This is a genomic window from Litoribrevibacter albus, assembly GCF_030159995.1.
Taxonomy (GTDB): domain Bacteria; phylum Pseudomonadota; class Gammaproteobacteria; order Pseudomonadales; family Litoribrevibacteraceae; genus Litoribrevibacter; species Litoribrevibacter albus.
On the sequence record NZ_BSNM01000003.1, the window covers coordinates 298,949 to 320,308 of the forward strand.

Sequence of the window (21,360 nt, forward strand, 5' to 3'; positions counted from 1 at the left end):
ACTCTCTGCCTTTTATTGATGAATTAACTTCGCAGTATAAAGGCAGGGCATGTTTTCTCTTTTTCTGATTTTTCTTCGACTTGGCGTGACGTCTTTTGGCGGACCTGTTGCACATTTAGGCTACTTTCATCGTGAGTTCGTAGTAGAACGCAAATGGTTCAGTGAAGCTGAGTACACTGAACTTCTGGCGTTGTGTCATTTTCTTCCGGGGCCTGCCAGTTCACAGGTGGGGATGGCCATTGGCTATCGTCAGGCAGGAATTTTAGGCAGTTTGATTGCGTTTCTGGGGTTCACCTTACCCTCGGTGATCCTGATGATCGGTGCTGCCTATGTGCTCCAACATACTTACGATGTGACTTGGGTGGATGGAGTCCTTCATGCCATGAAGTTATTGGCCGTTGCTGTTGTCGCGGACGCAGTCTGGGGAATGGCGAAGAAGATTTGCATTACTCGTTTGAAGTTCACTATTACCATTGTCACGGCAGTTACCATGTTGCTCATGCCTGGTCTGACGAGCCAGTTGTTGACGATTGGATTTGCCGGTCTTGTGGGTGCAGTGGCTTTGAGACAGGGGACGCCTCCCGTAGAAACGTTGACGCAACGCTCAAGGCTGTTTACGTTTCCTTTCCTTGTTGTGTTTCTTGCTCTGTTATTCGGGTTACCCCTCTTAGTCACTTCTCTGGATACTGCACCATTAGACAGCCATTCTCTGGCTATTTTTGATACCTTCTATCGTGCAGGCGGTTTGGTTTTTGGCGGCGGACATGTGGTGTTACCAATGCTTCAGGCTGAACCCTTGATTGCTCAGCAAGTCAGTCAGGAACAGTTTTTAACGGCTTACAGCCTGGCACAGGCCGTTCCGGGGCCAATGTTTACCATTGCCAGTTACTTAGGTTATGTGGTGGGTGATAGTTGGGTGAACGGGATGATCGCAACGGCCGGGATCTTTTTACCTGGCTGGTTGTTAATTATTGCGACGCTGTCTGTGTGGCCTAAGTTAAAAGCGAATAATTACCTGGCAGGAAGTGTCCAGGGCATCGTCGCTGCGACAGTGGGTCTTTTAGTTGCCGCCTTGTATCAACCAGTGTTTTCGAGCGCGGTGTTAAGTGCATCAGACATGGCCGTAGTGTTATTGGTTTGGACCGCGTTGAGTGTTGCCCGTCTCCCTATTTGGGGGGTAGTGCTTGTTACTGCACTGGCTGGTGGTTTGGTTCTTTAATCCGGCTGGAGTATTTTCTGAAATACACCTGAGTTTATCCGTCTCTAAAAAGCGACAAGGTCTTTTGATGTTGTCGCTTCTTTATTTGTATTCAACGTTGGTTTATATATTATGGAACGATTGTTCCAAAACTGTTTAGGATAAATCCCGTTTTATGGCTCGCCCTCAAAAATTTAACGAACAACAGATCCTTTCCAAAGCCATGGTCTACTTTTGGCGGCATGGCTTTAGTGCCAGTTCGATTCATGAACTGTTAGAAGAAATGGGGATTAGTCGAGGGACGCTTTATAACTCGATAGGCGATAAAGATGCGCTATTTATGCGTTGTGTAGAGTGCTTTCAGCATCGGGTTGATCAGCTTTTTCAGTTAACTCTGTTCAACCAGCAGTTTCCTCCTGTTCAGCGCGTTGAGCAGTTTATCCGGCTGTCGTTTGCTGAAAATTCTGAGCTTCCAGTGGGGTGTTTGCTGGTGAATAGCTTGTGTGAAGACGATCGGGCGCTTAGTCAGATTAAGCCAATAGTTACAGCGACTCTGGATAAGATGGAAGAGGGGTTTAAAACAGTTTTTGAAGCTCTACAGATCAATGCAGACACGGCTGAGAGCTATGCCAGCATGATGGCTACCCAGGTTAAAGGCGCCAGAGTTCGACAAAGGGAAGGCGCATCAAATCCTCAACTCATTCAAGAGTTGTTGCGTCTTTTTGAATTACTTACCCAAACCAAATGAAATCTGCCTGAATAACAACAATGATCGGAGTTTCTATGCAAAAGCTTAAATCCCTCTTTATTTCTGGATACTGTACTTACTTATCATTGGTCAGTGTATTTTTGCTCTACAGCTATTTTAGCTCTGACTCGAAAGCCATTTTGCTGGCCGCAATCTTACACATCATAGGGGTATCATTTTTTGGGCACCTATTTCTTGGCGAACCGGCTCGCACTTCTGCGTTACTGCCTAAATGGACTATCCCAACGATAATTCTGGGGGTGTCCGTTGGTTACCAAGGCTTTTTGGAAGGGAACAGTTTAGCAATTGGATTGGCTGCCATTGCTTGGCTAGGTTGGAGCTTATATTTGTTTTGGTACTCAAACTTTGGTGGTAAGAAAAGTGAGTCACTGAAGATTGGACACCCTTTACCTGATTTCACATTGTATACGCCATCAGGTGAGCCGGTCACTCGTTCTGACTTATCAGAAAAACCTACTTTGATGATTTTCTACCGAGGCAATTGGTGCCCACTTTGTGTGGCACAAGTCAAAGAAATCTCAAACTTGTACCGTGAACTAAACGAAATGGGTGTTGACGTCTGTTTGATCAGCCCTCAACCAGAAGAAAATACACAAGCATTGGCGGATCGTTTCAATGTGCCATTTAAGTTTCTGGTTGATAGCAAATTAAAAACTGCGGAAGCCTTTGGAATTAAGGCTGAAGGTGGTACACCAACGGGATTGGAAGCTTTGGGTTATGACTCTGATACTGTAAGACCGACGGTGTTGATTACCGATAAAGAAGGGAAGCTGGTGTATTCTGATCTCACTGATAATTATCGGGTAAGACCTGAGCCTGAAGAGTTTATTAGAGTTTTCAAATCCATGGCTTCGGTATAGATTGAATACAGACTGAAAACAAAAAACGGATGCCGAGGCATCCGTTTTTTATTGTTGTTGCTTTAGCGTATAGAGCTTTTGGGGCTCTACAGTGTTAGCTATAACAGTGCTTAGCTATTATTACGCGTAGGCAATACATCTTTAAGCTTCTCTGCCATGTCACGAACAGACTTTTCAGTCGTAGCCCAATCGATACATGCGTCGGTGATAGATACACCGTATTCCATGTCGTCAGAGATTTTTTGTGCGCCCCAGTTAAGGTGGCTTTCAATCATTAAGCCAACAATGGATTTGTTGCCTTCAAGAATTTGGTTGGCAACGTTTTCCATAACCAAAGGTTGAAGCTCTGGTTGTTTGTTGGAGTTCGCGTGGCTACAGTCAACCATAATGTTTTGAGTAACACCGGCTTTCTCAAGCGCTTGTTCAGATTGAGCAACGCTTACTGAGTCGTAGTTTGGTTTGCCGTTACCACCACGAAGTACAACGTGGCCGTATTTGTTGCCTTTTGTTCTTACGATAGAAACCTGACCTGTCTGGTTAATACCCAAGAATGAATGAGGATGCGCAACCGATTGAAGGGCGTTGATTGCTACTTCCAAACCACCATCAGTACCATTCTTGAAGCCGACAGGCATTGATAGGCCACTGGACATTTCACGGTGGGTTTGAGATTCCGTGGTGCGAGCACCAATAGCAGACCAGGAAATAAGATCTTGTAGGTACTGAGGCGAAATCGGATCAAGTGCTTCGGTTGCCAAAGGCAAGCCCATATCCGCTAAATCACACAATAGCTGACGACCAATGTGAAGACCTTCATCAATTTTGAACGTGTCATCCAAATGTGGATCGTTAATCAGGCCTTTCCAGCCAACGGTGGTACGTGGTTTTTCAAAATACACACGCATAACCAAATACAAGGTATCTTTTACTTCTTCAGCAAGGACTTTCAGGCGCTCAGCGTATTCTTTTGCTGCTTTTACATCATGAATAGAGCAAGGACCTAATACCAAAAATAAACGAGGGTCTTTGCGATCAAGGATGTTTTGGATAGTGTGGCGACCTTCAGCAACTGCTTTTGCTGCAGCTTCTGAAATAGGCACGTCTTTTTTCAAGCCATGCGGTGTAATTAATAACTCTGAAGATTCCACGTTTACGTTTTCTAACTGCTCTGTCATTTTTATTTCCTGATGTCCTTCAAGCGCACGTATGTGAGTAAGGTTTATTACTGCGCTGTGTGGCGTAAATCCTATAGGCCAGTCATTATGAACTCAAACCAAGTGTGTGTGAATACTAAACCTTAAGGATTACCGTTTTATTGATCAATAGCTGATGGATAAAGGGAGTCCTAAGACACCTCATCAGCTATCGATTTTTGCATCATACAATCTTTAGAAGAACGCGTACTTGGCCCCGATCAACATTAGTACAGATGCAAGAATAGGGTGAAGTACTTTGTCCGGGATATTGGCTCCCAGTTTGGTTCCTAAGGTGATGGCCGGCAAAGAGCCGATTAGCAAACTACCGAGTAAGAGAAAATCGACGTTTCCTAAGAACATGTGACCAAGGCCCGCAATCAATGTCAGCGGGACGGCATGTGCCAAATCGGTTCCCACGATTTTAATGGAGGCCAATTTGGGATAGAGAATCATTAGCACGGCTGCAGCAATTGCGCCTGCACCAACAGATGACAGCGTAACCAGTACGCCCAGAGATACACCCATGGCGAAGGTCAATACATCTTGCTTACGTGTACTGATGATATCCTGAGTAGAAACAATTTCCTGTGCGATGTTCTGACGTAAACGGCTTTTAAAGAGAATGACACCAGAGGTAAGAATCAACATGAATCCCAAACTGGTGGTTAATAAGTGGTTATAGGTTTCAGGATCACCAAAATAATTATGAAGAAGAAACACTGTGACGCCTGCAGCAGGAAGACTCCCGGCAGCCATAATCCCCATCAATCGCCATCGAATGGTTCTTTGTTTATGGTGAGCAATTGCACCACCGGCTTTAGTGATTGATGCGTACATTAAGTCTGTGCCTACCGCCACATGAGGTGGGAAGCCAAAAAGTAGCAACAAAGGCGTCATTAAGGAGCCGCCACCAACGCCGGTAATACCCACGGCGAGGCCTACGACGGCACCTGCAAGAATATAAAGGAGTATGTCCATTCAAATGGTCTACTATGTATAACCAACAATAATTCGAAACTAGCTGGTAAATTTATAGCTTTCTATCTATTCTGAAAAAGAATATTTGCTTATATTTTTATAATTAATTGAACTAGATAGAGTTGAGCTGGTCGTAACTCGAACAATCATCTTTCGATAATTATTTCCAAAATTGAACAAACAATGCCTGGAGGGTATATGAAGTTACAGCAGTTGCGCTATATCTGGGAAGTCGCGCATCACGATTTAAATGTCTCTGCGACTGCTCAAAGTTTATATACTTCACAGCCTGGTATCAGTAAGCAAATTCGATTGTTAGAAGATGAATTAGGCGTGGAAATCTTTTCACGCAGTGGTAAGCATCTGACTCACATTACTCCGGCAGGTGAGGAAATCATCCGGGTTGCCGGTGAAGTGCTTAGCAAAGTTGAAAGTATCAAACAGGTGGCGCTTGAATTCAGTGATGAGAAGAAGGGCAGCCTGGCAATTGGTACGACCCATACTCAAGCCCGTTATGCGTTACCTCCGGTTATTAGTGATTTTATTCAGCGTTTTCCTGACGTGTCATTGCATATGCATCAAGGAACGCCGATGCAGATTTCTGAAATGGCGGCCGATGGCACAGTTGATTTTGCCATTGCCACTGAAGCTTTGTCTTTGTTTAACGATTTGGTGATGATGCCATGTTATCGCTGGAATCGTTCTGTTGTGGTTCCTAAAGACCATCCTTTAGCCAAAATTAAACAGCTAACCCTTCAGGATGTGGCTGAATATCCTATTGTGACGTACGTTTTTGGTTTTACCGGACGATCAAAGCTGGATGAAGCCTTTGAAAATGCAAATATAAAACCCAAAGTGGTATTTACTGCCGCCGATGCCGATGTCATTAAAACCTATGTTCGACTGGGGCTAGGGGTTGGTATTGTTGCCCATATGGCGGTTGACCCTCAAATTGATTCAGATCTGGTTGCCTTAGATGCCAGTCACTTGTTTAAACCGAGTGTGACAAAAATCGGATTCCGTAGAGGCACTTATATTCGCGGTTACATGTACGACTTTATTGAGTCGTTTGCTCCTCACCTTACACGCGATCGCATTGATGCCGCGATTAATTGTGTGAGCAAAGGTGAAGTGGATGAACTCTTTGAAGGGGTTGAGTTACCCGTCTATTAAGGTGTTCCAAATAGTCATACAAAAAAGCCAGAACATAACGTTCTGGCTTTTTTGTTTAGATGTGAGACTGTTTAGACACGAATTCCTTTAGAAGAGCGATCTATAGAAAATCTAGCTCATCAGATATAGAAGACAAAGTGTCCTTCAGTTCTTCTTTTTTATCCGTGTCCTGCTCCAGGACTTCTTTCACGAATTTAAGGTAAACCGTGTAAATCTTATGACTGCCGTCATCGAATTCCACCAGGAAGAACGGAGCACGACTGACTTTGTATTTAGTGGCAAGCATGAAACCTTCACTGGTTTCATCTCGTTCATCAGCATCTACAATTCGGTCGAGGTATTTCAGTTGGTCATGTTTTGCCATTTGGTCGATCACGTCCTGACATTTAGGGCAGTCACTACCATCGGCTTTGATTTTTCGAACTAGGATAATTTTCATGAGGTCAGCAGGCTTATACGTGTTAATTGAGCGTTGACTGAAAACGTCATTTTAACAAGACGGCCTTGCTTAGGGTAGAGGCGAGTGCAGAAAGAAGGCAGAATGACCGCCTTCTTCTCGGAAGTCTATGATCGACGAAACTGACCATAGACTGGGTAAGTTTGAAAGATAAGTCGAAATTAAGACTCTGATTTAATGTTTGCTGCGTGCAAACCACATTCTTTATGAGTGGCTTCTTCCCACCACCAGCGACCTTCACGCTCATGCTGATTTGGTAGCACAGGGCGAGTACATGGCTGACAACCGATGCTGGTATAACCTTGTTCGTGAAGCTTGTTATATGGCACATCGAACATGCGGATGTAATCCCAAACTTGTTCTGAGGTCCAGTTAGACAGTGGATTGAATTTGATCAGGTTTTTACCCGGGCCTGAGAAGGTATGGTCGTGTTGAATCACAGGCACTTCAGAACGTGTTGGGCTTTGGTCTTTACGCTGACCTGTGATCCAACCGTCCAGAGTAGCCAGTTTGCGCTTCAATGGCTCGATTTTACGAATGCCACAGCACTCCTGATGACCATCTTCAAAGAAACTGAACAATCCTTTTTCTTTAACGAAAGGTTGCAGCAATTCAGAATCCGGTGTCATCACTTCGATGTCTAAATCGTAATGCTTACGAACGCGTTCCATAAACTCATAGGTTTCAGGGTGTAAGCGTCCGGTGTCGAGCGAGAAAACCTGAATGTCTTTTTTGACTTTACGTGCGATATCGATAAGAACGACATCTTCGGCACCGCTGAACGAAATCGCAATGTTGTCGATATTTTCCAATGCCAACTCTAATACTTTACGTGGGGAGGCATTATCGTACTCAAGCGCTAACTGCTGAACGTTTAATTCACTCATCATCTAATCCGATTTTTCTTATGAAAACGGACCGATTTACGGTCAATGTTTTCTTTGTTATCACAATTTTTGCCTAGAATAGCAGATCGATATAACAAGTCGAAATAACGGTTATGAATTAGCATTGCTCTTTATGGAATAACTCGTTACAGTTTCGCCATTATTTATGAGGGCGCCTCAGAGTAAGTCCCTTAGGGCAATTTAGCCGTTAAATTCAACATCAACTGATGAGTTTCAAATAGGAGTATTACGTGGAAATCGCATGTCTTGACCTGGAAGGGGTATTGATTCCTGAAATTTGGATTGCGTTTGCTGAAAAGACTGGAATCGAAGAGTTAAAAGCGACGACTCGTGATATTCCGGATTATGACGTGTTGATGAAGCAGCGTTTGCGTATCTTGGATGAGCATGGTTATGGTTTGCCTGACATTCAGGAAGTGATTGCGACACTTGAACCACTTCCAGGTGCAATTGAGTTTGTTGATTGGTTGCGTGAGCGTTTCCAGGTAATCATTCTTTCTGATACCTTCTATGAATTCGCTCAGCCGTTGATGCGTCAACTAGGTTTCCCAACTTTGTTCTGTCATAAGTTGGAAACAGATGAAAACGGTCGTGTTGTGAATTACCACTTACGTCAGAAAGATCCTAAGCGTCAGTCTATCTTTGCGCTTAAGACCATTTATTATCGTACGATTGCGGCGGGCGATTCTTACAATGACACCACTATGCTGGCGCAAGCGGACGCAGGTATTTTATTCCATGCACCGCAAAATGTGATTGATGAGTTTCCTCAGTTCCCGGCGGTTCACACATACGAAGATTTGAAGAAAGAATTCATTAAAGCAAGTGAGCGTGATTTATCGCTTTAAGATTTGCTTTCTTCACGAAAAACCCGGCACAGGCCGGGTTTTTTTATGCTTGTTTCACAGAGCCCGGATATTCAAGTTCAGACTTCCTGACTTTGTACTAGTCTAAGTGAAGTGGCATGGTTTTCTTTTTGTTTTGATTGCACTTTATGGGAAGTCAGTAATGTTGGATTTCGTAAACACCAACAATGTTAGGTTTGCAGTAAATAGTGTCGTCCTTGTCGTCTTTTCCTTACTTATTTCGCTACTGTCAGCTTGCTCAAAACCAGCTAAGGAAGAGTCTCTTAAAGGTTCAAGCTCCATACCTTCGGATTCTTCCCAAAGCGCTGATAGAGCGTTACCCAAAATGCGTTTATCTATTGATCTCTGGCCTGGTTACTACCCAGCGGTCATTGCGGATCAAAAGGGGTGGTTTAAAGAGGAGGGATTAGATCTGGTACTGAACATGCCGGGCAATACCGATAAAATGTTGGCTCGATTTTCTGCGGGAACCATAGATGCTATTGCTGTTGCTTTCGGTGATGCAATTTTAGTAAGCAGTCAAATGTCGGATCTCTCAGTGATTCTTGTGACCGATGAGTCTGCCGGTGGGGATGCGGTGTTAGCGATGGATTCACAGGTCATGAATAACTTAAAAGGGAAACGGATTGGTACCAACCTTGGCGGGTTTGGGGAGTTATTAATTCGGAAGTTGCTACAGCATCACAATATGTCTGCTCAGGATGTGAATCTTGTTAATGTCGATGCTTCTAAGGTTCCTCATCTATTGTCTTCCGGGAAACTGGATTTAGGACATACCTGGAATCCATACGTAGGTTTGGCAAAAGAGCAGGGTGCTCAGGTGGTGTTTTCAAGCGCCGATACGCCAGGCTTAATTCCTGACATTATTGCCATCTCTGGAGAGTTCCGTCGGACACACCCTGAGGCGGTTAAAATTTTTCTGAAGGTTTGGTTTAAAGCACAGCAATGGTGGCTGGATCATTTCATTGAAGGCAATCTACTCATTGCTGAATCCACAGGACAGAGGCCCGAAAATATTTCATTAGATGGTATCCGACTGATGAGTCGAGAAGATAATCTTGCCTCCTTCCATGACTCCACGACGGAGCATGGCTTACCTCAGGTATTAAAGTCTTACAATGACTTCTATATTCGATCTGGGGTTATTCGGGTGCCTGCGCCTAATGATGTTCTGGTTTCGGAGTTTCTGGAATGACTCTGAGATCACAACTGACTCTTTTACTTTTGTTGGTCACTTTTACACCAATAGCCATTATGACCTATCAAATTCAGGAGCAGGCATCGCGGGAGTTTATAACGACTAAAGATAACTCTTTGATTCTGGCTAAAAATAACCTTCAGAACGTGTTTGATAACTATATACAGACCACCTTGGAAGTGTTGTGGGCGGACAGTCATATTCCCAGCTTTCGACGGTTTTTAAATGGCGATGAGGCTTATCGTCAGGCTCAGTTAAATAACGTACATGAAATGCTTCGGAACGTTATCATCAAGGATTCCATCTTTGTTAATTCTGCCGCGCTGCTTGATAAGAAAGGCAATAATCTGATTGATACTTCCGCTACGCTTTACCAGGATGTGGAAAGTTACTATGAGTATTACATTCAGGGAATAAAGACCTACAACGGTTATTTCAGCCATTATCTCATTCAGGATGTTCAAGGGTACGCGCTCTATGCGTCCACACCGATTAAGAATCGGGAAGGGGAGTTGATTGGCTTACTACGGCTTCGAATTGATCCAAGTCGAATTCAGTTAATGCTTAGTAAAGCCTTGAAGAAGTCTACCTTTCAGGCAAAGGTGTTTGATTCAAAAAATAATATCTTAGCGAATTTAAATCGGCCTCATTTAATCGGGTCGGTTCAGTCAGCGGCAAACTTGTCGCCGGTGGAGTCTCCTGCTTGGGTTCTGAATGAGGAGAACAGTCGGGTTAGGGTTATCAGAACCCAATTGTCCAGTATTCCCTGGATGGTTGAGATTACCCTTCCTTCAGCTGCTTATACCGCATATCTGGAGCAGAACTTTTATCAATGGTTGAGAGACATCAGCATTATCTTCTTGATCACTCTTGTCGGTTCTGTTGGGTTGGCGACTTATATGGTGATCCCAATTCGTAAAGTTGAACGAGCGACAGAGCGTATTGCAGCCGGAAAAACCGAGAGTGAAGTGCCTATAGTCGGGAGTCTTGAAACACGGCGAATGGCCGAAGCCATTACCCGCATGAAAGATACCATCCTGGCAAACTTGACTGAGCTAGAGGTTAAGCACCAAGAAAAAGAAAAGGTCGAACAAGATCTGAGAGATCTTAATGAAGACCTGGAGCGGCGTGTAGAAGAGCGTACTCAGGAATTGCTGATGGCCAACAAAGAAAAAGGCGAGGCTATGGAGCAGTTGGTAAATTCTCAGAAAATGGTGGAATTGGGAGAACTGGTTGCTGGTGTGACTCATGAAGTTAGTACTCCGCTTGGAAACAACGTAACCGTGGCTTCCACTCTGCAAGAGAATCTCGAACAATTTAGAAAGCTTCTGGAAACAGGGGCGGTCAAGAAATCGGATTTGAATGAATTTCTTAAAGGCTGTGAATTTGCCTGTGATGTACTTCAGAAGAATTGTGCCCGCGCCAATGAATTAATGGGCAGCTTTAAGCAGGTCGCGGTGGATCAGACCAGTATGCGTCGTAGAACCTTTGCGGTTGAACGATCGGTTCATGAGGTGATCACAACCTTGCACAGTGTCTTGAAGAAACATGATCACTCCATCTCTGTTCAGATTTCACAAGCACTTCATATTGATAACTATCCAGGTCCGTTTGATCAGGTCATAACGAATCTCATCAATAACTCGGTGATTCATGGGTTTAGGGACATCACTGCCGGAAAGATTATTATTACGGCTCATGTAGAGCTGGTTGAGGGAAGAGAGATGATGATTCTCGAATTTATGGACGATGGTGCTGGTGTTCCGTCAGACATTCAGGATCGTATCTTCGAACCTTTCTTTACAACACGTGCAGAAGATGTTGGCAGTGGAATGGGCTTGTATCTGATTAAAAATATTGTGGAAAAAGATTTGAGAGGGTCGATCAGTCTGGATAAGACTTATACGATGGGGGCTAAGTTTATATTGAGCGTACCAACCGTCTTTGAACAGAATGAAGCAATGATAAGTTAGATGTGGGTTATCACCTCGAATGGCATATCTGGCCTGAACTACTACAGCTATTTCAACTAATCGATATTAGTCTTCGGTTGGATTTGCCTGTGCTTTTTCCCGACGTTTTTGCTCGACAATTTCTTTGCGCTTTTTACACAAATCAATTACCCGCATTTTTTGTACTGGCGTCATATCATTCCAGTTGAAGCGCTCATTACGACTGCGATAACAACCAAGGCAGTAGCCCTTGGAGTTTGTCGTGCAGACTCCAATGCATGGACTGGGAACGGGGAATAATTCAAATTGAGTTGGTTTCATAATGTATTCAGCGTTTTCATTTAGTTTAGCCTCTTTGAGATGATAAATGTATAGTGCGTGTGCACATTCAGGCGGTTAACATTTAGCCTTATTCATGGAGAATTTTATGAGTCTTGAGCTTTTTGCAGGTAAATTGGCTTATCAACGTATCAAGGAAGAGGGGCTGTCAGCTCAACAGGTCAAGCTTATTGTGGGGGCGTCTGGTGGGCCTAAGTGGCTAGTACTGAGTAAGCTGGATCAGTATCTCAATGATGAGTTCTTAAAAGAAACTCAACAACCCATTGAATTGATTGGTTCGTCCATTGGGTCGTGGCGTATGTCTTGTTACGCCCAAGAGCATCCATCACAAGCGATTGAACGTTTACGAGATGCGTACTCAACCACGGATTATCCAGGCAAACCAAGCCCAAAAGACGTGACCGAGAGTGCTCAGAAAATCCTGGATCATGCTTTAGGTAAACAAGGCGACAGCCACAGTCATCATTCGTATATTGTGGCTAACAAACAACGACCATTGCACGTCGTAACGGTTCGAAACCGTCGATTATTTAATCACCATTCTCACCTTGTGCAAGGGGTTTCCATTGGCTTGGCGGCTGTGGGCAACCCGATGTCGAGTCGAGTGGTGGAGCGTTTGTTTCCCCGCGTGGTATTTTCCCAGTCAACCGAGTCATCGCCGTACCGACATGTTAATGTGAAGGAACAGATTCAGTTGAATGCTGATAATCTGGCGCCGGCATTGATGGCGTCCGGGGCCATTCCGTTTGTGTTGGAACCCATCAAGGTTCCGGGGTCAAAAGCTCGTTGGCATTGGGATGGTGGATTAGTGGATTATCACTTCGAAGGGCCGTTTAAGACGGAACAGGATCTGGTGTTGTATCCTCATTTCTTTCCAACCTTAATCCCAGGTTGGTTGGATAAAGCCTTGCCGTGGCGACGAGTGAAGCCGGATCATTACGATAATGTGGTGGTCATGTGTCCTTCGCATTCATTTATCCAATCCTTACCTGATTCGCACATTCCTGATCGAAAGGATTTTACCGCTTACGATGGTCCGACACGCATTAAGCAGTGGCAGCAGGTGATCAAGCAGTCTGAACAACTGGTGGATGTGTTGCATGAGAACCTGATCAAGGATGGCGGCCGGAGTTTAGTTAGACCTCTTGAGCAGATGTCTTAATAAACCCGGGTTTCTGTATTTAATGTGTCACTTTAGTGGAGGCCGGAGTAGAAGTGTCCGGTCCTTCAAGGTTTGTTGCTTACGCTGATTGCTTGCTGGTTATTGCTATTGAATCTGTAAGACGACCTTGCCTAATGTCTTACCAGAGCGTAAGCATTCGATGGCCTCATGAGGCTTTTCAAATGGGAATTGATGACCTACATGTGGCGGTGAGATTTCGACGGCCATCATGTCTTTCACCAAAGCGCGCATGAGTGGCATTTGATCCCACAACCAAATCAGATTAAACGCCATAACGGATTTGTTTTCGCTGATCATATCCATCACATCGTATCTTGGACGCAACAGATATTGTTTCGCAGCCTTCAGGTAATTGGGGCGTTTTTTACCCGGTGTGAATTCGGCGGCGCCAAACACAACCAAACGGCCCATAGGCTTCATCGCTTTATAGCTGGCGGTTTGAATATCACCGCCGATAGCGTCCAGAATCAGATCGGGATGTAGATCGAGGTTCCGAAGTTGGCGGTGGAAGTTCTCTTCTCGAACAAAACTGTGTTCAAAGCCCATCGATTTCAGGAACTCAACTTTGTTTTGAGACGAGACAAAACCGATCGGGCAGGCATCCAGTGCTTCACATAACTTCATGGCCTGAAGACCAACGCCTCCACCTGCGCTTTGAATCAATACTTCTTGCTGAGGTTTCAGGTTGCCCAATTCTTTGAGGGCATACCAAGCCGTAAGCGTTTGAACCAGATAAGCTGCACCTTGATCAAAACTCCAGTCTTCCGGAAGCGGCTGTAACTGATCTACATCCACATCAATGGTGTCAACATAGCCACCAAAACGGGTAACGCCCATGACTCGGTCACCGACGGAAAAGTCAGTAACTTCTTCGCCTACTTTCTCAACGATACCAGCATATTCAAGCCCAGGAATGAAGGCGCCTTTTGGCGTTGCAGAATAAAGACCGGTGATCGCAAAGATGTCGGCAAAGTTCAAACCGACGGATTTAACCGATACACGAATATGGTCTGACGCTAATGCTGGCATATCTTCGGTTTGAAGCGTCAGACGTTCAATATTACCGGCTCTTGGCGTTTTCCAAATCCTTCTTTGCTGAGTCATCTTCCTGTCCTTAGGGCTTGTACTATGATCTTGTGTTTAGTGCTTGCTTTTTTGTGCTCGTTTTAGCGATTAGGCACACTCTTGGTTAATAGTGTTCATTAGTTTTACTAAATAAGGGATATGGTGCGAAGCCAAGGCTAATCCGGTAGTCAGGATGGCTACAGAAATGTCTTTGTCTGGATCTGCCCAGCACATCTTATTGATCAAACCAATGTGGCCATAAGCGTTTTCAGTATTCTGGCCCCACATGCCAAATGGCTTTCCGCCTAGCATAAGGCCAGCACTGTAGCGCATTGGGATCATCATGGTTCGGTCGAAGCTGCATTCACCAAACGGTTGCGTCGCACGAATCACGGTTTCAGGTTCAAGGATTTGTTTGCCATTCCATTCCCCTTTGTTCAACAGCATTTGATAGAAACGGGAGATCTCTTCCGCTGAAGAGTAGAGATTGGCGGCGGGGATGGTGCAATCCATCCAGCGATAGTCGTTAGAAACTGTCGCTGCTTCCGGGAACGAGGCGCCAAGAGCTCGCTTCACTAACCAGGACATAGGGAAGGGCGCATTAGGCCCGGTGGCGTAGTTTTTAGCTACCTGATCGCGGTGCTCTTCGTCCAAACCAAAGGTGAAGTATTTCATGTCCATTGGTCGGCGGAAGTGTTCGTCTAAATAGTCGTCAATGGTTGTACCCATGACTTTCTTAACGACTTGCTGGAAAACAAAGCCGCCACTGATGGCGTGGTAAGCAAGTTTACTGCCATCGACGGTGATTGGTTTTGAATCACACAGCAGTTCCCAGACGCGGGCTTCATCGTAGATGGTATCCAGAGGCAAGCCTTTCGGAAGACCGGGAATGCCACCTCGGTGGGAAAGAATCTGATGTAGGGTGATGTTGGCTTTGCCGTGTTTGGCAAATTCTGGCAGATAAAAACTGACCGGGTCCAACAAATTCACCGCGCCTTGTTCAGCCATTTTGTGCATGATCAGTGCGGTAACCGCTTTGGATGCAGAATACAAACAAACCGGCATATCCGCCGTAGCCACTTCTTTATAAGTGTGGGGCTGGTCGTCTGGGCCGTTGCCCTGTGCGTGGCCGATGGATCGATGCAGCAGAATGCGACCGTTCTTTCTCAAGCAGACGGTGATGGCGGGTTGGGTGCCTGTTTTATAAAGTTGCTCAACAGCGTGCCAGATTCGATCTTTTGACGTCTCATCGATGCCTACCTGCTCACCAAATTCTTCATCTGGCATGATGTGGGTGATTTGAGAGAGATCAAAATCCGTCTTTGAAAGATGGAATGATTTTCGGATGATATCGAGGTTTGTTAATGAAAAAGACATGCTGCTTACGTGCTTCCTTATTGTTATTGGGCGTTTAAGTCCCTGGCTGTGGCTACGAAAATACTAGCTTGTTTGTCGATGCTTTACAGTGACTAATTAGGACATTCCTATCAATTTTTACCTGGCCTAGGGGCTAACTTGATTGGCTGTGAGTGGACAGCCGATCGGATATTAACCCCCAGAAACGCATTCCGTCATGGTTATTGAACACCCATCCCAGATGCGTTGTGCAACTTTCACAGAGGATTAGCGTCCAATCAAATCCAGGGAACCAGGAGTGGGCAGATTGAGCGTCTCCTACTTCCATGCAATGCCATACCTGATTAAAACAGCGAAAGATGAATGTGAACCCATACGGGTTACATTGTATGTGTTCATTATTGCCATCCACGGCAATGGAAAATTCATCCTTTGTGATGATTTGCTGGCAGGCTTTGCAACAGATAATAAAATCGCGCTTCGGATCCACATGCTGTTCTTGCGGTTGTGAGGCGTTAGCTTTGACCTCGACAGCCTGTTTTTTCAACTGCTGATTCCTGGAATGATCGAGAAACCTGGGTTGCTGATTTGATGGAGTCATACACTTGCCGTGAGAGTATGTTTTCTGTCGGATATTCACAATACGGCCTATGTTAGCATTGCACACATTATAATAAACACTCTCAAGGAAAAGAGAGACATTTCAAAAGGTGAATTATGTATAAACACATCTTAGCATCCGTTGTTCTGGCGGGCTCGGGATTAATAGCGGGTATGAGCTCAGCATTTGCAGCTGGCTGGACACTGGAAAAAGAAGACAATGGCATCAGTGCTTATACCCAGTTTTCTCAAGAATTGGGTTATAACCGGGTGAAGTTAGAGATGGTGGTCGATGCACCGGTTGAATCTTTAGTGTCGATCAATACCGATGCAGATGGCCTGAACCAATGGATGGAAAGCTTCGATGAAGTCGAAGTTGTTAAGCAAGACGCCTGGTACGACTATGTGCTGTATGTCACTTATGATTTCCCGTTTCCATATCAAGATCGTGACTCGTTAAGTCGAACGTTGGTTTACAAAAAAGACAATGGTTCTGTGGTTGTGAAGTTCTTGTTGGCTGACGAGGGTAAGGCTCAATCGGATGACTATATTCGTATGGACTATATTGATGGTGCCTGGGAATTCATTCCGCTAGAAAATCATCAAACCAAGGTCGTTTATACCAGTTTGGTATCTCCGGGTGGGGAAGGGCCTAAGTGGGTGATTAATGCGTTTTCTTTGGATGTACCCTTTACATCGTTTGAGAACCTTCGTGAAAAATTGAAAACTTACCAGCCAAGAAATCTTTCTTTGGATGAAGTTCCTATGGAGAGTGACCTGAGTTTGAACTAAACTTCGCTCTCTTGAAGAGTCACAAAATCATTGGGTTATGTGGCTCTTTTAATTCGCTATTTTTAACGAATAGCATTTACTAAACGAACCTAATAAATACAGAGGTTATATGTCTAAGAACAAAGGTGCTAAGAAAAAGTCACCAAACGCGATGACGAAAACTGTCATCAAAGCAAGAAACCCATTTGCTCTGGATCCATTAATGAAAAAGGGTGGGGCGCACGACAAAACAGTTAAAGCAAAACGTAAATCATCTAAAAACTTGCTCCGCAAGCAACTTGCGGAGCTTTCCCGTTCTTTCCTGAAGTTCTTCTAATTCCTGTCTACTGACAACTTTTCTTACTTCTTTCTATTCTGTTTCCGTTTTCTCTTTTATGTCTCAAGACGGAAAGCATCACCCTCTACACTCTAAAACCACGAGATTTCAGCGCCAATGTTGAATACGCGTCCATAATCGAGCAGTCCATTCTCAGAACCATAGTACGACGGTAGTGTGTTATCCCGATCAAACAGATTTGATACATCGGTGAATATTTCAATTTGATCGTTTAAGCGATGTTGATAATGTAAGTCGGTTCGATAGTAATCACGGGCATCGTCGGGTGAACAATTTTCAGTAGGATCGCCCTCAGTGTAGTTCCACATGGCACGCTGCCAGAGTCCGACTTTTCCATCAAACGCAGTGAATTGATACTGCACGCCCAGATTGGTGATGACGCTTGGAAAGCCTTCATAGTCCAAACCGTCAGTCTCATTCTCACTTTCAACGTAAGATGCGTTGAGTGTGGTGCTCCACTGATTGATCAGCCAGGTATGGGTTAACTCAACCCCCCAGGCTTTGTTGTTGTTAACGTTCTTGTAGATATTGGATGTGCCCTGACCACTTGGAATCAGGGCAATGGCTTTATCCCAATCACTGGTGAAGACAACCAGTTCGGTTTGATGGTGTTTGGTGCTATGGATTAAAGCCCATTCATAGGTGTCTATGGTTTCTGGTTTGAGATTCTCGTTCTGAAGCACGGTGGTTTGTGATCCATCGCGTTCAATGGCCGTCGGTGCTCTAAAGGCATGGCCGTACATGAGTTTGGTCGTTAATGATGGGGAAATAGTATAGATCGCCCCTAAGCGCGGGGATGTATGTGACCCGACATCGGAGTAATCATCCCAGCGAACGCCATAAACCAAATGCAATGCATCGTCCATAAAGCCTGTCTTGGCTTGAAAAATTAGGTGCCTGATGTTTCGGGAATCCCCTTGATATGGGTTGTCGTAACGGTTACGAGTGAAGCCGTCGGGTGTGATTCGGTGTACCCGTGAATCATTAACGGACTGTCGATCGTAACCCAATCCGACCAACCACTGGGTATTCAGATGCTGATTGTCTTGTTTGACGCGTAGATTGGCTCCAAGACGGTCTTCATCAGCTGATTGATAGATGGTGTGTGGGCAAAATACTGGATTTCGTGTGTCAGTGTCTAAAGTAGATTTACAAGGGTACACGACGCCGTTCAATGTGGTCAGCTCTGTTGGGTAGTGGTTTGAATCGTATTCCCAATCCTGATGACTTTCCCAGTAATACGCTTGAGCGTGAACGATCACATCATTGCTTAGGCTTTGTTCATAGGAGGTCGTCGCCAGGATGAAATCTGAATCGTTATTGGTGATGTCTCCCTGCCGTGCAAGGCTGGTGCTTTCGACATCGAAGTAATCGGGAATGGTTTGAAAGAACTGTGTTCCGATGCCTTGATATTCATTTGCATTGAACTGATTGGCAAAGGCTTTAAAGGTGAAAATGCCTTGCTCAAGCTCTCCATTCGTCAAACTTAAATAGGCGGAGCTATTTTCATAGCCCTGATCCCGAGCGCTTTCGTTTTCGCTGCCATCAATCGGATCTGTGTATTGGAATGCCAGTTGATGGTTATCTTCTTTTCGATAGGCCAGGCCGAAGTTAACTTGGGTCAGTCCGGATTGCCAGCCCGAGGTCATGGAGCCTTGTTGATAGAGCGGATCACCCAAGGCGGTGCGTGTTTTCAGGTAATCACCCTGGTCTTTTTCCAGGTTATAGGAAACCACACCATGAAAGGCATCTGTGCCATAGAGTGCAGAACCTGGGCCTCGAATCATTTCTATTCGATCCATGAAGTCCAGTTCCATGATGGCTTTATCATAAGCGGTGGCTGCATAGACGTAGGAGTTTAACGGTACGCCATCCAGAGAAAACGCCACGCCACGGACGGACAGTTCAGTCGCGTAACCACGAATAGCAATGGTTTCGCCACCACCCCAGGTTGTTGTTGTGTGAACCGATGGGACCGCTTCGAGTACATCGCTAATGCGTCGGCTGCCACGGGCTTCCCAATCTTCTTGGGTTATGACGGACACAGAAGAAGCAACATCAAGTGCACTTTCTTCAAATAAAGAGGCGACGGTAACCTTGATGTCCATTAAGTCTTCAAGACTTAATTCCAGAAAGTCATCAAAGCTTTCATCTACGCTTTCAGGTTGATCAGCAAAAACAAGGGAGGTGGTTACTAAACTTATAACAACGGCTAAAACACGGTTCGCGATATACATTAGGTTCAGTTTTATTATTTTTACGACATTAATCCTTCATAATAGTGAGAAAGTCGTATAAAACAAGCGTTCTTTAGTGAACTGTATTTAAATCAGTAGCTTACATTTATTGTTGTGCTAGCTTGTTGGTTGCTGTCGGTATTTTGTCATCAGCTCAGGAAAAAGCGATTGTTTTCAATCATTGGGTGATTCTTCTCGAACATCACTTGTGTAATTTCTTCATTTAATTTCTTTTTATGATCTTCGAAGATTTTCTTGTTTTTATTGAAGCCTTTGGCGAAAGCGATTGCATCTGATTTAAGTGTGTCCTTGTTGTCTGAAAGAAACTCAATGACGTCCAGCCGATGCATCTCTTCTGCGGTATATTTCTTACCGGTCAAGATCATTTGATTAAAGGTTTTGTGAGGGAAAGCCTTTAAGATGACATCCACTAGCCCGGGTAGGAAGGGAATGCCCAGATCCACTTCTGGAAAGCAAACATAACCTTTATCGCGTCGCATAAAACGGAAATCACAGGCCGCCGCTAAGACACAGCCGTTGCCAAAGGTATGACCGTTGATGGCAGCGATGACAGGAATCGGGAAACTCATCAGCTTGGCGTAGACCTGATCCATGGTCCTTAAGAAGGCTTGAAGCGGTGCAAAGTCCTGTTTCTGGATCAAGCCTAAGAACCAAGGAACATCAATGCCTTGTGACCAGTTCTTCTCATCGTCGGAAGTGATGATCAGTGATTTGATGTCTTTATTCGCTTCGACTTCTTCCAGCTTGGCTAACAGCTCTGTTGCGAAGGCAAGGTTGTGTGCATTCTTACTGATGGCCTGACCATCGTTCATGGCTAAGGTGGCGACTTTACCATCGAGGGTAAGATGAATCAGATTGGTCATTGTATTTATTCTTCCGTTAACTTCTGGCGTCTCTGCATCTAAGGTTTCAGTACGAACCGCTTTATCGAAACGGTTCGCACTTCACTTGATGCTTTTCTAGCGTCTCCCGCCTTAATACCCCTTCAATGGCGGCTGCTTGCCGACCACATAGGCTTCGGGTTCTTGTACAAATAAATCCGGCATCAACGGCGAATCCACTTTTTCAGGATTTGCTCGATATTGATCAAACTCAGTGACGCCGTTTTCACGTAAGAACTCTTCATCAATGATGAGTTTGCCGGTTAATTCCATATCAGTGGATGACAGTAACGTCAGCGCAGCGTCGGCCATGATTGCAGGCGTACGAGCACCATTGACCGCGTGTTGACCGCCAAAGGCTACCGCTGAAGTTGCGATCACCGTGCGCGGCCAGAGTGCATTGGCGCGAATACCGTAGCGCTTAAACTCTTCGGACATCCCAAGCGTTAACATCGACATACCATATTTCGTTAACGTGTATGGTGAGTGGTTCTTCATCCAGCGTGGGTCAAAATCCAGAGGCGGGCACAGACTAAGAATCTGCGGGTTTCTCCCTTCTTTTGCCGACTTCTTCAAATGGGGTAAGGCTTTCTGCGCGCATAAGAAGGTCGCGCGGAAGTTCACCTGCATCATCAGATCAAATTTTTTCAATGGCGTGGATTCAACACCCGCCAACGCAATAGCGCCGGCATTGTTGATTAAGATATCGATGCCGCCGAAACGATCGACCGTTGCGGCGATCATGCTTTCTACGGAAGCTTCGTCACGAACATCCACTTGAATAGCCAGGGCTTGTCCACCTGCGGCTTCGACTTCTTCAGCGACCGAAAAAATCGTTCCAGGCAATTTGGGGTGTGGCTCGGCTGTTTTTGCAGCTACGACTACGTTAGCGCCTTGTTCGGCGAATTTAATCGCCATTTCGCGACCAATTCCGCGACTGGCACCGGTAATAATAATGGTTTTGTTTGCTAGTTCTGACATTGTGTTATCTCTT

20 protein-coding genes are annotated in these 21,360 nt (G+C 45.0%); 10 read left to right on the forward strand and 10 right to left on the reverse strand.

The features are described from left to right. The first annotated feature begins 49 nt into the window (after positions 1 to 49). The 3 genes from chrA to QQL66_RS03205 all read left to right on the forward strand — a co-directional run bounded on the left by chrA (position 50) and on the right by QQL66_RS03205 (position 2,827). Positions 50 to 1,219 carry a chromate efflux transporter gene (gene chrA, locus QQL66_RS03195; RefSeq protein WP_284378686.1) on the forward strand — a complete coding sequence of 390 codons (1,170 nt, stop codon included), beginning with the start codon at positions 50 to 52 and terminating at the stop codon, positions 1,217 to 1,219. Positions 1,220 to 1,373: 154 nt separating this feature from the next. Beyond that, positions 1,374 to 1,946, forward strand: coding sequence for a TetR/AcrR family transcriptional regulator (locus tag QQL66_RS03200; protein ID WP_284378689.1), 573 nt, complete (start codon positions 1,374 to 1,376; stop codon positions 1,944 to 1,946). 35 nt (positions 1,947 to 1,981) lie between these two features. Beyond that, positions 1,982 to 2,827 carry a peroxiredoxin family protein gene (locus QQL66_RS03205; RefSeq protein ID WP_284378692.1) on the forward strand — a complete coding sequence of 282 codons (846 nt, stop codon included), beginning with the start codon at positions 1,982 to 1,984 and terminating at the stop codon, positions 2,825 to 2,827. A 110-nt stretch (positions 2,828 to 2,937) separates the two neighbouring features. Here the strand turns inward: QQL66_RS03205 and QQL66_RS03210 are convergent, their stop codons facing one another. Continuing rightward, positions 2,938 to 4,002: a 3-deoxy-7-phosphoheptulonate synthase gene (locus QQL66_RS03210; protein ID WP_284378694.1), complete on the reverse strand. Its 1,065-nt coding sequence runs from the start codon at positions 4,000 to 4,002 to the stop codon at positions 2,938 to 2,940. A gap of 213 nt (positions 4,003 to 4,215) precedes the next feature. After that, positions 4,216 to 5,001: a sulfite exporter TauE/SafE family protein gene (locus tag QQL66_RS03215; protein WP_284378696.1), complete on the reverse strand. Its 786-nt coding sequence runs from the start codon at positions 4,999 to 5,001 to the stop codon at positions 4,216 to 4,218. Positions 5,002 to 5,199: 198 nt separating this feature from the next. On the opposite strand from QQL66_RS03215, the gene cysB reads away from it, so the two are divergent. After that, positions 5,200 to 6,174, forward strand: coding sequence for an HTH-type transcriptional regulator CysB (gene cysB / locus QQL66_RS03220; RefSeq protein WP_284378698.1), 975 nt, complete (start codon positions 5,200 to 5,202; stop codon positions 6,172 to 6,174). A gap of 100 nt (positions 6,175 to 6,274) precedes the next feature. Here the strand turns inward: cysB and QQL66_RS03225 are convergent, their stop codons facing one another. Together QQL66_RS03225 and QQL66_RS03230 are read right to left on the reverse strand one after the other, a co-directional pair. Further along, the gene (locus QQL66_RS03225) at positions 6,275 to 6,613 is read right to left on the reverse strand and encodes a hypothetical protein (RefSeq protein ID WP_284378699.1); all 339 of its coding nucleotides are present in this window, start codon (positions 6,611 to 6,613) and stop codon (positions 6,275 to 6,277) included. A gap of 179 nt (positions 6,614 to 6,792) precedes the next feature. Beyond that, positions 6,793 to 7,521, reverse strand: a complete 729-nt coding sequence (locus QQL66_RS03230) for a phosphoadenylyl-sulfate reductase (protein WP_284378700.1) — start codon at positions 7,519 to 7,521, stop codon at positions 6,793 to 6,795. Between the two features lie 248 nt (positions 7,522 to 7,769). Between QQL66_RS03230 and thrH the strand changes: the two genes are divergently transcribed. From thrH to QQL66_RS03245, 3 genes are all read left to right on the forward strand, one after another. Beyond that, entirely contained in the window at positions 7,770 to 8,387 is a 618-nt protein-coding gene (gene thrH / locus QQL66_RS03235; RefSeq protein WP_284378702.1) for a bifunctional phosphoserine phosphatase/homoserine phosphotransferase ThrH, read from the forward strand. A 160-nt stretch (positions 8,388 to 8,547) separates the two neighbouring features. Continuing rightward, a complete protein-coding gene (locus QQL66_RS03240; protein WP_284378705.1) occupies positions 8,548 to 9,600 on the forward strand; it encodes an ABC transporter substrate-binding protein in 1,053 nt (350 codons plus the stop codon). Next, entirely contained in the window at positions 9,597 to 11,576 is a 1,980-nt protein-coding gene (locus QQL66_RS03245) for a sensor histidine kinase (protein WP_284378708.1), read from the forward strand. Before QQL66_RS03240 ends, QQL66_RS03245 begins: the two co-directional genes overlap by 4 nt. Positions 11,577 to 11,642: 66 nt before the next feature. Here the strand turns inward: QQL66_RS03245 and QQL66_RS03250 are convergent, their stop codons facing one another. Then, complete coding sequence (locus tag QQL66_RS03250) at positions 11,643 to 11,876, reverse strand: DUF1289 domain-containing protein (protein WP_284378710.1); 234 nt, start codon at positions 11,874 to 11,876, stop codon at positions 11,643 to 11,645. Positions 11,877 to 11,982: 106 nt separating this feature from the next. Here QQL66_RS03250 and QQL66_RS03255 point away from each other — a divergent pair, with 106 nt between their 5' ends. Further along, positions 11,983 to 13,056 carry a patatin-like phospholipase family protein gene (locus QQL66_RS03255; RefSeq protein WP_284378712.1) on the forward strand — a complete coding sequence of 358 codons (1,074 nt, stop codon included), beginning with the start codon at positions 11,983 to 11,985 and terminating at the stop codon, positions 13,054 to 13,056. A gap of 105 nt (positions 13,057 to 13,161) precedes the next feature. Here QQL66_RS03255 and QQL66_RS03260 read toward each other — a convergent pair whose 3' ends face one another. Continuing rightward, positions 13,162 to 14,181, reverse strand: a complete 1,020-nt coding sequence (locus QQL66_RS03260; protein WP_284378715.1) for a synaptic vesicle VAT-1 family membrane protein — start codon at positions 14,179 to 14,181, stop codon at positions 13,162 to 13,164. 69 nt (positions 14,182 to 14,250) lie between these two features. Then, the gene (locus QQL66_RS03265; RefSeq protein WP_284378716.1) at positions 14,251 to 15,519 is read right to left on the reverse strand and encodes a serine hydrolase domain-containing protein; all 1,269 of its coding nucleotides are present in this window, start codon (positions 15,517 to 15,519) and stop codon (positions 14,251 to 14,253) included. 696 nt (positions 15,520 to 16,215) lie between these two features. On the opposite strand from QQL66_RS03265, the gene QQL66_RS03270 reads away from it, so the two are divergent. Further along, positions 16,216 to 16,890, forward strand: coding sequence for an START domain-containing protein (locus QQL66_RS03270; protein WP_284378719.1), 675 nt, complete (start codon positions 16,216 to 16,218; stop codon positions 16,888 to 16,890). A gap of 109 nt (positions 16,891 to 16,999) precedes the next feature. Continuing rightward, positions 17,000 to 17,206: a hypothetical protein gene (locus QQL66_RS03275; protein WP_284378721.1), complete on the forward strand. Its 207-nt coding sequence runs from the start codon at positions 17,000 to 17,002 to the stop codon at positions 17,204 to 17,206. A 92-nt stretch (positions 17,207 to 17,298) separates the two neighbouring features. Here the strand turns inward: QQL66_RS03275 and QQL66_RS03280 are convergent, their stop codons facing one another. The 3 genes from QQL66_RS03280 to QQL66_RS03290 all read right to left on the reverse strand — a co-directional run bounded on the left by QQL66_RS03280 (position 17,299) and on the right by QQL66_RS03290 (position 21,347). After that, entirely contained in the window at positions 17,299 to 19,464 is a 2,166-nt protein-coding gene (locus QQL66_RS03280) for a TonB-dependent receptor plug domain-containing protein (protein WP_284378723.1), read from the reverse strand. 149 nt (positions 19,465 to 19,613) lie between these two features. Then, positions 19,614 to 20,348 (reverse strand): enoyl-CoA hydratase/isomerase family protein, encoded by a 735-nt coding sequence (locus QQL66_RS03285; RefSeq protein ID WP_284378725.1) that lies wholly within the window; start codon positions 20,346 to 20,348, stop codon positions 19,614 to 19,616. Positions 20,349 to 20,459: 111 nt separating this feature from the next. After that, positions 20,460 to 21,347 carry an SDR family oxidoreductase gene (locus tag QQL66_RS03290; RefSeq protein ID WP_284378726.1) on the reverse strand — a complete coding sequence of 296 codons (888 nt, stop codon included), beginning with the start codon at positions 21,345 to 21,347 and terminating at the stop codon, positions 20,460 to 20,462. Positions 21,348 to 21,360 lie beyond the last annotated feature (13 nt).

What these genes read in the sequence shown, in the direction of transcription:
- QQL66_RS03270 (WP_284378719.1), top strand. Translation starts at nt 16,216, where the DNA reads ATGTATAAACACATCTTAGCATCCGTTGTTCTGGCGGGCTCGGGATTA.
- QQL66_RS03205 (WP_284378692.1), top strand. Translation starts at nt 1,982, where the DNA reads ATGCAAAAGCTTAAATCCCTCTTTATTTCTGGATACTGTACTTACTTA.
- QQL66_RS03285 (WP_284378725.1), bottom strand. Translation starts at nt 20,348, where the DNA reads ATGACCAATCTGATTCATCTTACCCTCGATGGTAAAGTCGCCACCTTA.
- QQL66_RS03275 (WP_284378721.1), top strand. Translation starts at nt 17,000, where the DNA reads ATGTCTAAGAACAAAGGTGCTAAGAAAAAGTCACCAAACGCGATGACG.
- QQL66_RS03230 (WP_284378700.1), bottom strand. Translation starts at nt 7,521, where the DNA reads ATGATGAGTGAATTAAACGTTCAGCAGTTAGCGCTTGAGTACGATAAT.
- QQL66_RS03210 (WP_284378694.1), bottom strand. Translation starts at nt 4,002, where the DNA reads ATGACAGAGCAGTTAGAAAACGTAAACGTGGAATCTTCAGAGTTATTA.
- cysB (WP_284378698.1), top strand. Translation starts at nt 5,200, where the DNA reads ATGAAGTTACAGCAGTTGCGCTATATCTGGGAAGTCGCGCATCACGAT.
- QQL66_RS03260 (WP_284378715.1), bottom strand. Translation starts at nt 14,181, where the DNA reads ATGACTCAGCAAAGAAGGATTTGGAAAACGCCAAGAGCCGGTAATATT.
- QQL66_RS03265 (WP_284378716.1), bottom strand. Translation starts at nt 15,519, where the DNA reads ATGTCTTTTTCATTAACAAACCTCGATATCATCCGAAAATCATTCCAT.
- chrA (WP_284378686.1), top strand. Translation starts at nt 50, where the DNA reads ATGTTTTCTCTTTTTCTGATTTTTCTTCGACTTGGCGTGACGTCTTTT.
- QQL66_RS03240 (WP_284378705.1), top strand. Translation starts at nt 8,548, where the DNA reads ATGTTGGATTTCGTAAACACCAACAATGTTAGGTTTGCAGTAAATAGT.
- QQL66_RS03215 (WP_284378696.1), bottom strand. Translation starts at nt 5,001, where the DNA reads ATGGACATACTCCTTTATATTCTTGCAGGTGCCGTCGTAGGCCTCGCC.
- QQL66_RS03280 (WP_284378723.1), bottom strand. Translation starts at nt 19,464, where the DNA reads ATGTATATCGCGAACCGTGTTTTAGCCGTTGTTATAAGTTTAGTAACC.
- QQL66_RS03290 (WP_284378726.1), bottom strand. Translation starts at nt 21,347, where the DNA reads ATGTCAGAACTAGCAAACAAAACCATTATTATTACCGGTGCCAGTCGC.
- QQL66_RS03225 (WP_284378699.1), bottom strand. Translation starts at nt 6,613, where the DNA reads ATGAAAATTATCCTAGTTCGAAAAATCAAAGCCGATGGTAGTGACTGC.
- QQL66_RS03250 (WP_284378710.1), bottom strand. Translation starts at nt 11,876, where the DNA reads ATGAAACCAACTCAATTTGAATTATTCCCCGTTCCCAGTCCATGCATT.
- QQL66_RS03255 (WP_284378712.1), top strand. Translation starts at nt 11,983, where the DNA reads ATGAGTCTTGAGCTTTTTGCAGGTAAATTGGCTTATCAACGTATCAAG.
- QQL66_RS03200 (WP_284378689.1), top strand. Translation starts at nt 1,374, where the DNA reads ATGGCTCGCCCTCAAAAATTTAACGAACAACAGATCCTTTCCAAAGCC.
- QQL66_RS03245 (WP_284378708.1), top strand. Translation starts at nt 9,597, where the DNA reads ATGACTCTGAGATCACAACTGACTCTTTTACTTTTGTTGGTCACTTTT.